This window comes from Glutamicibacter sp. BS14 (assembly GCF_056934375.1).
In genome coordinates, this window is record NZ_CM167801.1 from 2134664 (window position 1) to 2147585 (window position 12922).

Annotated in this window: 16 protein-coding genes; 12 read left to right on the top strand and 4 right to left on the bottom strand. The window is 60.9% G+C overall.

Annotated features, from left to right (window positions below):
* The first annotated feature begins 11 nt into the window (after positions 1-11).
* The 7 genes from ribD to hisF all read left to right on the top strand — a co-directional run bounded on the left by ribD (position 12) and on the right by hisF (position 5604).
* A complete protein-coding gene (gene ribD, locus AC1Z36_RS10130; protein WP_483561240.1) occupies positions 12-1052 on the top strand; it encodes a bifunctional diaminohydroxyphosphoribosylaminopyrimidine deaminase/5-amino-6-(5-phosphoribosylamino)uracil reductase RibD in 1041 nt (346 codons plus the stop codon).
* A 34-nt stretch (positions 1053-1086) separates the two neighbouring features.
* Positions 1087-1710 carry a riboflavin synthase gene (locus tag AC1Z36_RS10135; protein ID WP_105661461.1) on the top strand — a complete coding sequence of 208 codons (624 nt, stop codon included), beginning with the start codon at positions 1087-1089 and terminating at the stop codon, positions 1708-1710.
* Positions 1710-2957, top strand: coding sequence for a 3,4-dihydroxy-2-butanone-4-phosphate synthase (ribB, locus tag AC1Z36_RS10140; protein WP_105656718.1), 1248 nt, complete (start codon positions 1710-1712; stop codon positions 2955-2957). Before AC1Z36_RS10135 ends, ribB begins: the two co-directional genes overlap by 1 nt.
* A gap of 36 nt (positions 2958-2993) precedes the next feature.
* Positions 2994-3485 (top strand): 6,7-dimethyl-8-ribityllumazine synthase, encoded by a 492-nt coding sequence (gene ribH / locus AC1Z36_RS10145; RefSeq protein WP_105656717.1) that lies wholly within the window; start codon positions 2994-2996, stop codon positions 3483-3485.
* A 72-nt stretch (positions 3486-3557) separates the two neighbouring features.
* Complete coding sequence (locus AC1Z36_RS10150) at positions 3558-3821, top strand: phosphoribosyl-ATP diphosphatase (RefSeq protein WP_038991810.1); 264 nt, start codon at positions 3558-3560, stop codon at positions 3819-3821.
* A 142-nt stretch (positions 3822-3963) separates the two neighbouring features.
* On the top strand, positions 3964-4812 hold the full coding sequence (hisG, locus tag AC1Z36_RS10155) for an ATP phosphoribosyltransferase (protein ID WP_105656716.1): 849 nt from the start codon (positions 3964-3966) through the stop codon (positions 4810-4812).
* Between the two features lie 21 nt (positions 4813-4833).
* Entirely contained in the window at positions 4834-5604 is a 771-nt protein-coding gene (gene hisF, locus AC1Z36_RS10160; protein ID WP_105656715.1) for an imidazole glycerol phosphate synthase subunit HisF, read from the top strand.
* A gap of 54 nt (positions 5605-5658) precedes the next feature.
* On the opposite strand, the gene AC1Z36_RS10165 is transcribed toward hisF, so the two are convergent.
* From AC1Z36_RS10165 to AC1Z36_RS10180, 4 genes are all read right to left on the bottom strand, one after another.
* On the bottom strand, positions 5659-6549 hold the full coding sequence (locus AC1Z36_RS10165) for a PKD domain-containing protein (RefSeq protein WP_146112906.1): 891 nt from the start codon (positions 6547-6549) through the stop codon (positions 5659-5661).
* Positions 6550-6554: 5 nt separating this feature from the next.
* Positions 6555-7193: a DUF6318 family protein gene (locus AC1Z36_RS10170; RefSeq protein WP_146112905.1), complete on the bottom strand. Its 639-nt coding sequence runs from the start codon at positions 7191-7193 to the stop codon at positions 6555-6557.
* Between the two features lie 229 nt (positions 7194-7422).
* The gene (locus AC1Z36_RS10175) at positions 7423-8055 is read right to left on the bottom strand and encodes a hypothetical protein (RefSeq protein WP_105661460.1); all 633 of its coding nucleotides are present in this window, start codon (positions 8053-8055) and stop codon (positions 7423-7425) included.
* Between the two features lie 102 nt (positions 8056-8157).
* A complete protein-coding gene (locus AC1Z36_RS10180; RefSeq protein ID WP_286134102.1) occupies positions 8158-8799 on the bottom strand; it encodes a TIGR03085 family metal-binding protein in 642 nt (213 codons plus the stop codon).
* A gap of 134 nt (positions 8800-8933) precedes the next feature.
* Here AC1Z36_RS10180 and hisI point away from each other — a divergent pair, with 134 nt between their 5' ends.
* The 5 genes from hisI (at position 8934) to trpC (ending at position 12828) form a co-directional block, all read left to right on the top strand.
* Positions 8934-9335, top strand: a complete 402-nt coding sequence (gene hisI, locus AC1Z36_RS10185; protein WP_105656852.1) for a phosphoribosyl-AMP cyclohydrolase — start codon at positions 8934-8936, stop codon at positions 9333-9335.
* 103 nt (positions 9336-9438) lie between these two features.
* Complete coding sequence (locus tag AC1Z36_RS10190) at positions 9439-11010, top strand: anthranilate synthase component I (protein ID WP_402741183.1); 1572 nt, start codon at positions 9439-9441, stop codon at positions 11008-11010.
* Positions 11007-11597, top strand: a complete 591-nt coding sequence (locus AC1Z36_RS10195; protein WP_105656710.1) for a Trp biosynthesis-associated membrane protein — start codon at positions 11007-11009, stop codon at positions 11595-11597. Before AC1Z36_RS10190 ends, AC1Z36_RS10195 begins: the two co-directional genes overlap by 4 nt.
* A 156-nt stretch (positions 11598-11753) precedes the next feature.
* Complete coding sequence (locus tag AC1Z36_RS10200; RefSeq protein ID WP_105656709.1) at positions 11754-12002, top strand: HGxxPAAW family protein; 249 nt, start codon at positions 11754-11756, stop codon at positions 12000-12002.
* Position 12003: 1 nt separating this feature from the next.
* Positions 12004-12828 (top strand): indole-3-glycerol phosphate synthase TrpC, encoded by an 825-nt coding sequence (gene trpC, locus AC1Z36_RS10205; RefSeq protein ID WP_105661458.1) that lies wholly within the window; start codon positions 12004-12006, stop codon positions 12826-12828.
* The last annotated feature ends 94 nt before the right edge of the window (positions 12829-12922 follow it).

The window sequence follows — 12922 nt, forward strand, 5'->3', positions numbered from 1 at the left end:
GGAGCAGCACCATGATTACGACCCAGCAGCTCGACGCCGCATTGCGCACCGCGCTGGAAACCGCCGGACGCGGCCACCGCGGGGCCAACCCGCTGGTCGGCGCCTGCGTCCTGGATGCCGAGGGAAATATCATCGCCACCGGTTTTCATATCGGGGCGGGGCATCCGCACGCCGAGGTCGACGCACTGCGGCGCCTGGGCAAGATGCCTCCTGCCAAGGCCCGCGAACTAACGATGGTAGTGACCCTCGAACCGTGCAACCACACCGGTCGCACAGGTCCCTGTGCCCGAGCCATCGTGGAAGCCGGCATCGGGCAGGTGTACTACGCAGTCTCGGATAACACCGCCGCCAGCGGAGGTGCCGACTACCTGCGCAGCCACGGAACCCAAGCCACCAAGCTGGAGGATTTCTCCGCGGCGAAGCAGCTGAACCACCGCTGGTTCATCGCCAAGGCCGAAGTCCGACCGTTCATCACGGTAAAAATTGCCCAGTCGCTCGACGGCCGGATCAACGCACCGGATGGCACGAGCCAATGGATCACCTCCGAGGCCTCGCGCAACCACGCGCACACCCTGCGCTCCCGCGTGGATGGCATCCTGGTCGGCACGAACACGGCGATCATCGACAATCCGCGGCTGACCGCCCGCACTCCCGAGGGGCAGCTGCATGAACGCCAGCCCTTCCGCCTGGTCATGGGCGAACGCGATTTGCCAGCAGATCTGGCACTCGCCCAGGGAAGCGATTGGTCGCAGATCCGCAGCCACGACGTGCAAGAGGCCATCGCCCGGGCTAACGAGTTGGGCCTGGCCCACCTGCTGATTGAAGGTGGCGCCACGGTCGCCTCGGCCTTCATCGCAGCAGATCTGGCCGACGAAATCTACTGCTACCAAGCACCAGTGCTGATCGGCGCAGGCAGCTCATCGGTCAACATGCCAAGCACCACCACACTCAGTGACGCGCAGCGTTTCCGGCTGGATTCGGCCAGCAACGAATCGTTGACCCGGCTGGGCGATGATATTGCCCTGCATCTAGAACCGTTGCCCCGCGCCTAAGCGCCAGCAACCCCAAACTTTTCAAGGAGTAATCATGTTCACCGGAATTGTCACCGGCCAGGGAGTCATAGAAGGCATCGAGACCTTCAGCGGCAAGGATCTGGCAGTACTGACCCTGCGTGCCCCGGGCCACACCGAAAACCTGGGCCTTGGCGGTTCTCTTGCCGTCAACGGGGTCTGCCTGACCGCCACCGAGCTGGAAGGCGACACGCTCAGCGTCGACGTCATGGGCGAAACCCTGCGCCGCACCACCATCGGCGCCTTGAAAACCGGCGACCAGGTCAACCTCGAACGCTGCACCCCCGCCGGAGGCCGGCTCGATGGGCATGTGGTGCAGGGCCACGTAGACTCCGTCGGCGAGGTGCTGGCCCGCGAAGACCACGGCCAGTGGACCACCTTCCGCATTGGAATCGACGCTGCTTACGCGCCGCTGACCGCGGAAAAGGGTTCCATTGCGCTGGACGGCATCTCGCTGACCATTACCGCAGTCTCCCCGGCAACGAATTCCGGTGGGCACTGGGTCGAGGTCGGCATCATCCCGATCACCCTCGCCGAGACCACCATGGGCACCCGCCAAGTGGGCGAGAAGATCAATATCGAGGTCGACGTGCTCGCCAAGTACGTGGCACGCCTGAATGAATTCGGAGGCCAGCAGTAATGGGCACCTCGACTTTGGATTCCATCCCTACCGCGCTGGCAGCCCTGGCCGCCGGCCGAGCCGTAGTGGTCGTCGACGACGAGGACCGGGAAAACGAGGGCGACATCATCTTCGCCGCCCAGCACGCTACGGCCGAGCTGATGGCCTTCACCATCCGCTACACCTCAGGGGTGATTTGCGTGCCCTTGGGCGCCAAGCGGGCCGACGCGCTGCGCCTGGCCCCGATGGTCGGCATCAACCAGGATGCCAAGGGCACTGCCTTCACCGTCACCTGCGACGCCGCCGAAGGGATCACCACCGGTATTTCCGCTGCCGATCGTGCGCTGACCAGCCGACTGCTGGCCGACCCGGCCACCGAACCGGCCCAGCTCTCCCGCCCGGGCCATATCTTCCCGCTGCGAGCTGCGGCCGGGGGAGTGCTGGAACGTCGCGGGCACACCGAAGCGGCGGTCGACCTGTGCCAAGCCGCCGGCTTGGAACCGGTTGGGGTGATCGGCGAAATCACCAAGGACGACGGTGAAATGATGCGCCTGGATGACCTGCGCGTCTTCGCAGCTGAACACAACTTGCCGCTGATCTCCATCGACGACCTGGCCCGCTGGCGCCGTGTCAACGACGAGATCGAGCTGACCGATCCGATCAAGCTGCCCACCGCCTTCGGGGACTTCACCGCCCGCGCTGCTACCGCAGAAGGCCACGAGCACGTCGTGCTCAGCCACGCCGGCCCCGACGGCGCTAAGCCCGGCAACCTGGTGCGCATCCATTCGGAGTGCCTCACCGGGGACATTTTCGGTTCCTACCGGTGCGACTGCGGCGAACAGCTGCATGCTTCGATGGAAACCATCGCCCGCGAAGGCGGTCACGTCATCTACATCCGCGGGCACGAAGGCCGCGGCATCGGCCTGGCCAACAAGCTGCGCGCCTACGCCCTGCAGGAAGGCGGCATGGATACCCTGGACGCCAACCTGCATCTGGGCTTCCCTGCCGACGCACGCGAGTACTTCGCCGTCGCTGCCATCCTCAAGGCCATGGGCATGGACGAAATCCGATTGCTGAGCAACAACCCGGACAAGCAGGAACAGCTGAATGACGCGGGAATCAAGGTAGCAGAGCTGATCGGCCTGCAGATTGCACCGCGTGAGCAGAACTCGGCCTACCTGCGCACCAAGCAGACGCGCTTCGGCCACCACCTGGATCTGCCCGACGCCGACGATGACCAGCAGGCCGACGCCTACCACGGCGCCTGAACCCCACGAATCCAGAAGAATAGAAGGAGCATCAAGATGAGCAAGCATGGCGCACCTGCCGATGTCAGCGAACAGCTGAAGGCCCTGGCCGTTCAGGAGAAGTTCTCACAGCTCAAGGTGGCCATCGTGGCCGCGAGCTGGCACGAGGTGATCATGAACGGACTGATTGACGGCGCCGAGCGCGCCGCCAAGGATGCCGGTCTGGAATCGAGCACCACCCTGATCCGCGTACCGGGCACCTTCGAATTGCCGGTCGCTGCCTCCACTCTTGCCGGCGACTACGATGCGGTCATCGCGCTGGGCGTGGTCATCCGTGGCGGTACCCCGCACTTTGACTACGTCTGCTTGGCCGCGACCAATGGCTTAACCAATGTGAGCGTGGACACCAAAACACCAATCGGTTTTGGCGTGCTCACCTGCGATAACGAAGAGCAGGCCCTTGACCGCGCTGGCTTGGAAAACTCCAGCGAGGACAAAGGCTATGAAGCCTACTCGGCTGCCGTCATGACGGTAGCCGCACTGCCATAGCATTCGGGTGGCCCTGTCACAAAGGGCCACCAGAATGCAGCCCCTGCAGAGAAAACAGCTAGGATAAGTTCCGTGAAAACTTTTGACGAGCTCTTCAGCGAACTATCGCTCAAGGCACAATCCCGCCCGGAAGGCTCACGTACCGTCACCGAACTCGACTCTGGTGTCCATGGCATCGGCAAGAAGATCGTCGAGGAAGCCGCCGAAGTTTGGATGGCTGCGGAGTACGAAACCGATGAGGCCGCGGCGGAGGAGATCTCCCAGCTGCTGTACCACCTTCAGGTCCTCATGATCGCCAAGGGAATGACCTTGGCCGACGTTTACAAGCATCTATAGCCGTCGCGCGATTGCGGCCTGATCCACTGCCGATCAGGGCGCAGTCAACGCACGGCGGCAGAAACAACGGCCAACGAATTAATCCTTGGCGCTTGTTTATGGCTAATCGCCGCAGCGCCATTCATGACGAAATGAGTCAATAATGCTCCGCGTAGCCCTACCCAATAAGGGTGCCCTATCCGAAATCGCTTCCACCATGTTCAAGGAAGCCGGCTACCTCCAGCGCCGCGATTCCCGCGAACTGGTCCTGGTCGATGAGGAAAACCAAGTTGAATTCTTCTACCTGCGTCCGCGCGACATCGCAGTCTATGTCGGCCGGGGAATCCTGGACGTAGGCATCACCGGTCGCGATCTGTACCTTGACGCAGATGTCGACGACGCTGTCGAAGAGCAGCTCTCGCTAGGCATCGGGAAATCGGCTTTCCGCTTCGCTGCCCCGGTTGGCGCCTTCAACGATGCACAGCAGCTCAATGGCAAGCGCATTGCCACCAGCTATGACGTGCTGCTGCGCCACTACCTCGAAAAGTCCGGCATCCAGGCTTCGATCGTGCGCCTTGACGGTGCCATCGAATCCTCGGTCCGGCTGGGCGTGGCCGATGCCATCGCTGACGTTGTAGAAACCGGCAATACCATCAAGGCCGCTGGCATGGAGATCTTCGGCGATCCGCTGCTGAACTCCGAAGCAGTCATGATCGGCCGTGTCGGCCACAAGCCATCCGGCTTGGACGTACTGATCCGCCGCCTGAACGGTGTGCTCGTTGCCCGCCAGTACGTCATGCTCGACTACGACGTCCGCCGCGAGCTTGCCGACCAGGCTTGCGAGCTGACCCCTGGCCTGGAATCGCCAACCGTGTCGGACCTTGCAAACTCCGATTGGGTGGCCGTGCGCGCCATGGTCAAGAAGTCGCAGACCAATAACATCATGGACGAGCTGTACGAAGTTGGCGCCCGCGCCATCTTGGTCAGCCAGATCCACGCCTGCCGCATCTAAGTAGACAAGGAAAATTCGCTGATGAGCGTTGCAATTCGTGTTATTCCTTGCCTCGACGTTGACGCCGGACGTGTTGTGAAGGGCGTGAACTTTGCGGGGCTTCGCGATGCTGGCGATCCCGTTGAGCTTGCCCGTCGCTACAATGATGCAGGTGCCGACGAGTTGACCTTCTTGGATGTCACCGCATCCAGCGCGGATCGTGAAACTACTTATGAGGTCGTTCGCCATACCGCAGAAGAAGTTTTCATCCCGCTGACCGTAGGCGGAGGCGTCCGCGCTGCCGAAGACGTCGATCGCCTGCTGCGCAACGGCGCCGACAAGGCCTCGATCAATACCGCGGCGGTGAACCGTCCTGAGGTCATCAACGAGATTACCCAGCGCTTCGGCTCCCAGGTACTCGTGCTGTCGCTCGACGCCCGACGCACAGATGATCCGACGATTGCATCGGGCTACGAGGTTACTACTCATGGTGGTCGGACCGGCACGGGCATGTGCGCCGTAGCTTGGGCCAAGGAAGCGGCTGAACGAGGCGTGGGGGAGATCCTGCTGAACTCGATCGATGCTGATGGCACCAAGGATGGTTTCGATCTGGAAATGATCCGTGCAGTTCGCGCCGAGGTCTCGGTCCCGCTGATCGCATCGGGTGGTGCAGGAAAGCCTGAGGACTTCCCTCCAGCAATCGAAGCAGGCGCCGACGCTGTTTTGGCCGCCTCGATTTTCCACTTCGGTCCGAAGGACATGATCGCCAAGGTCAAACAGGCCATCCGCGAAGCTGGCTACCCAGTTCGCTAGGCACGTAAGCCGAAGGCCCAGCACCAAATGGAGCTGGGCCTTAGCTGTACCCGGCTAATCGTTGGCAATCAGTTCCTTCTCGGTCCGCCAGACGTCAATTTCAATAGGAACGCTGGCGACGGCAGCCTGGCCGGGTATAGCTTGCCACGCGCCACCATCGACGCTGAATTCTCCGCGGTAGAGAGTGGTCACCCCGACCTTGAAAGTTCCCGTCTCTCCATACGAGTGACTCGTGGGGGTTTTATCTCTCAGCGTATGGTGCGGCATCGGTTCGCCAGGGAAACTTAGATTTCGAGTCGTCCCATCCCCATAGTTCCAGTTCCACTGAATCGGTATCGCATTGATTCGTACCGAACTTTGTCCTATCTCCAAGTCGAAAGATTGAACTTCCCTAGTTGCCCAAAGATGACTATGACCATTTCGCAACGAAAATTTCGCCGGGGAACTGCTGATGTTCGAAGCGATGATTGGAAATGATCGGAATTGTTCGAGCGAGACGCTGACTGATTCCTTTTTAATTCTTTCTATTCTTTCGTCCTTGGGGTCTTCTGGGCAAACGCGGAAGGAATCCAGGATGCCGCCTTTATCATTCCCTTCCAAGACCAAGATTTGGCGGATTATCGGATAAGATCCATCGTCGCAAACCTTTAGGTCTGGATTCGATCGGCATCCCATGAAGGAATCATTTGTAGGGCTGCATGAATCAAAGTCACGGAAATCATATTTCGGTTTCTCTTGCTTTTCCGTTATTGGCGGATCCTCTCTGTGGTAGCCTCCGTCTCTATCCTTCTTGGGGCAGAATGACCACTTTACATTTACATCTTTTTGACCGAGAGATTCTTTCTTTTTGCAAGGTACGAGATTCGATTGTTGCTCCGTTAGCGAAACGGAACTGAGTGGAGAAAAGAGCAGGAGTGAGGCCATTGCTAGGCGAAGATAAAGCATGAGAATTACTCTTCTGCGACGAGTAAATCTTCAACTGTCCATTTGGTGTCAAAGGACAATTGAAAAGTTGATAAAGAAGACTTTACTTCTGAATATTCCGCAACTACAGAATCAGGCACTACGTAAGTATCGAACGGTTCTGCGGAGAATCTAGCGGTGACGATGGCCCTTCCTGGTGCAGAAATGTAAGAGTCGATTACTGATGCCTTATATTCGCCTCCGACTTGCCATTCACCGACTGATGCACTCTCGTCAGCAGAGTCGATAATCGCTTCGGCGCATAACTTGCAACTGCGAGAAGTCACGTTCTTGATCGGCCCAGTCTTCGTTGTTTCGGCAGTGTAATTGATGAGATCGAAGTAATATCTGGTGAACTCGGCTGCGCCTTCCTTCGATTTCACTTTGGCTGCCTCTGGCATTTTCGGAACAGGGACGTTTTGCGCTGGACCTTTTGCCGTGGCTGGTTCATATTTTTCCGTATTGCTCGGCGACGGCGGAGCCGACGTTGAACCTGGCGCCGAAGAAGACTTAGAGGCTTCAGTCGGTGATGCAGTTGGCCCTTCAGCGTTCCCTGCGTTGCAACCTGATAGTGCGAGTGCAACAGCTGCAACGGACGCGACAACTGCAATTTTCCGAGTGTCCATTCGAACTCTCCATGATCATTGGGAATGCCAGGTTGTGCGCCATCCTATGCCCGTGTTTCAAGAAAGTGGAGAGTTTTCGAGGAATCTGTGGAAAACTCAGGGCAGCTAAATCCCGAATCCCAATTACCTGTAACCACGTTTGATGACGGTCTGGAGTGAAACGATGCGACTGGCGACGTTTGATTTCAGGACTCATGGAATCGCCTAGCCTGAAATCAGGCACGTTCAATTAGCTGAGCGGTGCCTTACTCGGGAGACTCTCAAGCGCGATGGCAGAAACTTTCCATCCGCTGTCGGTGTATTCAAGTCCCATGGTGATTTCACCCAGATTTTGTTCTTCGACAATGATGTTTTCCTGATCGGGACGAAGGAGCGAACGTTCAGACAAGGTCAGCTCGCCCATCAGATAAGCAGAATTACCGTCAAACCGGACGATATAGTCCGTGTGCAGGAAGTAGTAGCCGCCGGTTTGCATGTATTCCGGACCTGTTCGGAGGTCTTCTTGCTCGCGGAAGGTCTTCCAGCACTGTTCCGCTTTGCATGTTCCGGTAACTATCGGGGTGAAATCGGCGGAGTCCTGGTAGATGATTTCATAATTGAGCAAGTCGAAGAAGTACGTTCCGGCGTCCTGGACTCCGTAATCCGATTTTTCATACGTGATATCTGCCGACTCCGGAAGCTCCAGTTCGCTTGATGGAGGTGCCTGCGTGGTACTTGAAGAAGTCGGCAATGAAGCCGAGGACGCCGGATCGGCGGGAGCGACTGAAACGAAGAGTGCTGATACCAGGGCAACCAAGACGAACGCGGGCACGATGGCGATAGCGACACTGGGGTAATGCTCAAGGACTCTGCGCGTGTTCATGGCCAAGCTCCAGACCTGTTGGATATCGATTGCTCGAAATCCTAGGCCGGTGCGACGCGAACTTGGACGGCACACCCACGAATGTGGATAACCAAGGGAGCTTTATAGCCCTGGCTTGAAGCCCTTGACGATTTCCAATGCGGTTTCCCCGCCTTCGAACAAGACCAGGCTCTGGTCGATGCGGCCGAACGAGTACATCATCAGCTCGGTGACCGGGCCGGTAATCGAAACAGCGTTCGGAGCCTTCTTGGCGACATGACGCTGGCCATCGGGACGCGTCAGGATGATGCCAATTGGCGCATGGCGGAACAGCAGGCGAGACATGCGGGTCAGCGACTGCCAGAGCAGTTCGGTGTACTCGGTGTCCAGGACCCGCGGAGCCCACTGGCCGCGGGCACGCCGCACATCTTCGGTGTGGATGAAGAACTCGGAGAGGTTCGCCGACTGGTTGACCTTGTCGATGGCGAAGGGCGAGAAAGCGGGTGGACCCGATCGGAAGCTGCGGACCAACCCGGCATAGCCTTCGGGAGTCTGCGCCGCGATCACCATTTGGTTCTGCTTCGCCTCGAGCTTCTTGGACAGCGGTTTGAAGAACATGCCGGCAGAAAGCAGTGAGCTTTCGCGCAACACAAGGTGAGCGGCGAGATGGCGGGTCTGCCAACCGTCGCAAAGGGTGTCGGCGGTAGGTCCTGCCGCAAGCAGGGTCTCGGCCAACGCAAGTCTGGAAGCCTGAACTAAGTGCATCACTTCTGAAACTAGCACGCTCCAAGTGACTAATTGTGCAAGGTGAAAGTGGTGTCGCCAAGACGGCGTGGCGCGTCGACGAGCGGTACGTCACAGGTCTCTGGATTCCGCGGAAAACCAGTATGCTAATGGTGATGTCTACTTCTAACGACGGCTCGAATCCGAGCCCTGAATCCCATAGCCTCGACCCGGCTATTGCCAGGCGTCTCAAGCGAGATGCCAATGGCCTGTTTGCTGCCATCGCGCAGCAGTACGACTCCGGGAAAGTGCTGATGCTCGGCTGGATGGACGATGAAGCGTTGCACCGCACGTTGACCACTGGTCGGGTCACCTTCTACTCCCGTTCCCGCCAGGAGTACTGGCGCAAGGGCGACACCTCCGGCCACTTCCAGTTCGTGAAGTCCGTTGCCCTGGATTGCGATGGGGACGCGCTGCTGGTGCAGGTCGACCAGGTAGGCGCCGCCTGCCACACCGGCACCGAATCCTGCTTCACCGATCGTGAATTGCCGGCCGTCGTGGGCCACCGCCCCGAGTAGGACTTTCGAAGCATCGGCACACGCGGTTGGCTAGCGCCGGGAATGCCGCGCCCAGCTGCGCATCGCAGCACGCGCTCGAAGAATACGTAGAAGAAGAACACAGATGAAAACCCTTGGCAAGATTTCCCCGTCCCGCGAGTCCTTCCGCGCCATGGCCGCGAACCGTCGTGTCATCCCCGTGACTATCACCGTGCTGGCTGACTCGCTCACGCCCATCGGCCTCTACCGCACCCTGGCGCAGGGCCGCCCGGGCACTTTCCTGATGGAATCGGCTGCCCCGGGCGGTGTCTGGAGCCGCTATTCCTTCATTGGAGTGAACTCCCCGGCAACGCTGAGCACCCGTGGTTCAGAAGCCTACTGGCAGGGCCATGCGCCAGCTGGCCTGCCTACCGGCGGTGCGGGCGTGGATGTCTTGCGCGACACCGTGCGCGCGCTGAAGACCGAACCCGTTCCCGGCATGCCTCCCTTGACCGGCGGCATGGTCGGCTTCATCGGCTGGGAATGCGTGCGCCACTGGGAGAAGCTGCCCAACCCGCCGGCCGATGATCTGAACCTGCCTGAGCTGAGCATGAACCTGGTAGCAGACATGGCTGCCCATGATGCGGCCGAAGGCACCGTCACGCTGATCGCCAACGCGATCAATTTCGATGGCAGCGACGAGAATGTCGACGACGCCTACGACCGTGCCGTCACCCGCCTGCAGGCGATGCTCGACCAGCTCGCGGTGCCGGTGGATTCGGCCGCGGCGGTGCTCACCGGTACCGATGTGCCGCGCGAAACCCTGATGGAAGCTGTCACCCACTCCTGGGATGAGAACGAGTACCTCAAGGCGCTGGCCAAGTCCAAGACCGCGATCGTGGACGGAGAGGTCTTCCAGATCGTCGTCTCGCGCCGCTTCGAGCTGGAAACGCAGGCCGACGCGCTGGATGTCTACCGCGTGCTGCGCGCGACTAACCCGAGCCCGTACATGTACCTGTTCAACTTCGTCAACGAGCACGGCGAACGGTTCGAGATCGTCGGCTCCTCGCCCGAAGCGCTGGTCACCGTCAACGATTCGCACGTGGTCACCCACCCGATCGCCGGTTCCCGCCCGCGCGGGGCGAACTACGAGGACGACCAGTTGCACGAGAAGTCGCTGCTCAACGACGAGAAGGAGCGCGCCGAGCACCTGATGCTGGTTGACCTTTCGCGCAACGACCTCTCGCGGGTCTGCAAGGCCGGCACCGTGGAAGTCACCCAGTTCATGGAGGTCGAGCGCTTCAGCCACATCATGCACCTGGTCTCCAATGTGGTGGGCAAGACCCGCGACGACGTGGACGCCTACGACGTGCTGGCCGCGACCTTCCCGGCCGGCACGCTCTCCGGCGCACCGAAGCCCCGCGCCCTGCAGCTGCTGGACGAGTACGAACCGTACCGCCGCGGCATCTACGGCGGCGTGGTCGGCTACCTGGACTTCGCCGGCGACATGGACATGGCCATCGCCATCCGCTCCGCCCTGCTCAAGGGGGAACGCGCCTATGTGCAAGCCGGCGGCGGCATCGTCAATGACTCGAAGTTCGCCGACGAAGCCCTGGAAACCGTGAACAAGGCAGCCGCCCCGCTGCGCGCCGTCTGGGCTGCGCAGTCGATGCGTGCGGCCCACAACATCAACACCGAATCAGGTGAAACGAAGTGAAGAAATTGACCAGCGCCCGCACCCTCGCCCTCTTCGGCATGGCCGGCGCACTGATCGGCCTCTGGTCGGCCACCCGCACATGGATCACCGTCGATGTGGCCTCCAGCTCCGTGCAGATCCCGCAGATCGCCATCGACGGCGCCACCGCGGCCGCCTCGGTCACCGCGGTCTCCGTGGTGGTGCTGGCCGGTTCGCTGGCGCTGCTGATCGCCGGGAAGATCGCCCGCTACATCATTGCGGCGATCTGCCTGCTCGCCGGTGCCACCGTGGTTGCCGCCGGCCTCGGGGCGCTGCGCGATCCGCAGGCCGTCGCCTCCACCACCGTGGCCGAAGCTACCGGATTGGCCCAGAACGTCGGCGAGTACACGCTCAGCGCGTGGCCAGCGGTGGCGGTGTTCGCCGGAGCGCTGATGGTGCTGCAGGCCGTGCTGGTGTTCGTCTTCGCCGGCCGCTGGCCCGCCAAGGCCAGCAAGTACGATCGGCAGGCGGCAAGGTCCAGCGCGGAGCCCAAGGACCAGTCCTCGCGCAACATCGCCAGCTGGGAGCAGCTCTCGGACGGCGAAGACCCGACTGCTGGCCGGAAATAACCCGGGCGGATCGTGATTCGCACCACCGGCGCGAAACGAAGGCTTCCGGAATAGGAGGTTCCCGCGCGCAGGTGGCAGAATGGAACCTGAAGACCAACGTCCCGGGCAGCAACGCCCTGCCGGGACGCAGCATCACAACATGAGGAGACATCGAACATGTCGCAGAACACCGAGCTCGATCCGGTATACACCGAAGAGATTGGCCACGGTAACTCCATCGCAGCGTGGGCCTGCGTACTGACCATGATTGCCGGTTCAATCGTGGCCGGCATCGCCTTCGCCTACTTCGCCTGGTCCATCGTCTGGGTCGGTTGCGGCATCATGGTGGTTGGCCTGCTCCTGGGCTGGATCCTGAAGGCAGCCGGTTTCGGCGTGGGCGGCGCTCGCAGCGGAGCATCGCACTAAATTGACTGTTCTTGATGAGATCATCGCGGGCGTCCGGGAAGACCTGGGCGCCCGTCGCGCAATCACCAGCCTGGAAGCGATCAAGCAGGCCGCGGCAGCGGCAGCTCCTGCGCGCGATGCTTTCGCCGCGCTCGGTGGCCATGCCGACCAGGCCGCCCGCGACACCACGCTGCGTGTCATCTCCGAGGTCAAGCGCAAGTCCCCGTCCAAGGGCGCGCTGGCAGATATCCCGGAGCCTGCCGTACTGGCCGCTGAATACGAGGCCGGTGGCGCCTCGGTGATTTCCGTGCTCACCGAAGCCCGCCGTTTCGGCGGTTCGCTCCAGGATCTCGACGCGGTACGCGCTGCCGTGCAGATTCCGGTGCTGCGCAAGGATTTCACGGTCGACGAGTACCAGATCTACGAAGCCCGCGCCCACGGCGCTGACCTCGTGTTGCTCATTGTTGCGGCGCTGAATGATGAATTGCTGGCATCTTTCCTAGAATTGACTCACCAGCTGGGAATGAACGCCCTGGTGGAGACCCACACCGAGGAGGAAATCGCCCGCGCCAGCAAGGCCGGAGCGAGGATCATCGGCGTGAACGTGCGCAACCTGAAGACGCTGGACGTCGATCCAGCCACCTTCGGCAAGCTCGCTCCGCTGCTGCCGGCCCAGGCGGTGATCGTCGCCGAGTCCGGTGTGGAATCCACCGAACAGGTCGTCCAATACGGTGCGGCCGGCGCCGACGCGGTCTTGGTGGGCGAAGCGCTGGTGAAGCATGCCGATCCGCGCGCTTCGGTCGCCGCGTTCATCAAGGCCGGTACCGGCGCCAAGCCGCAGCGCTAGCCGCGCACGGCGGCGAAGGACCCAGAACTGCTTTTCGTGCCCCGCAGGAGTTTCCGGCGGGGCACGAGACTTACCACGAATCAAGCTCCGTACG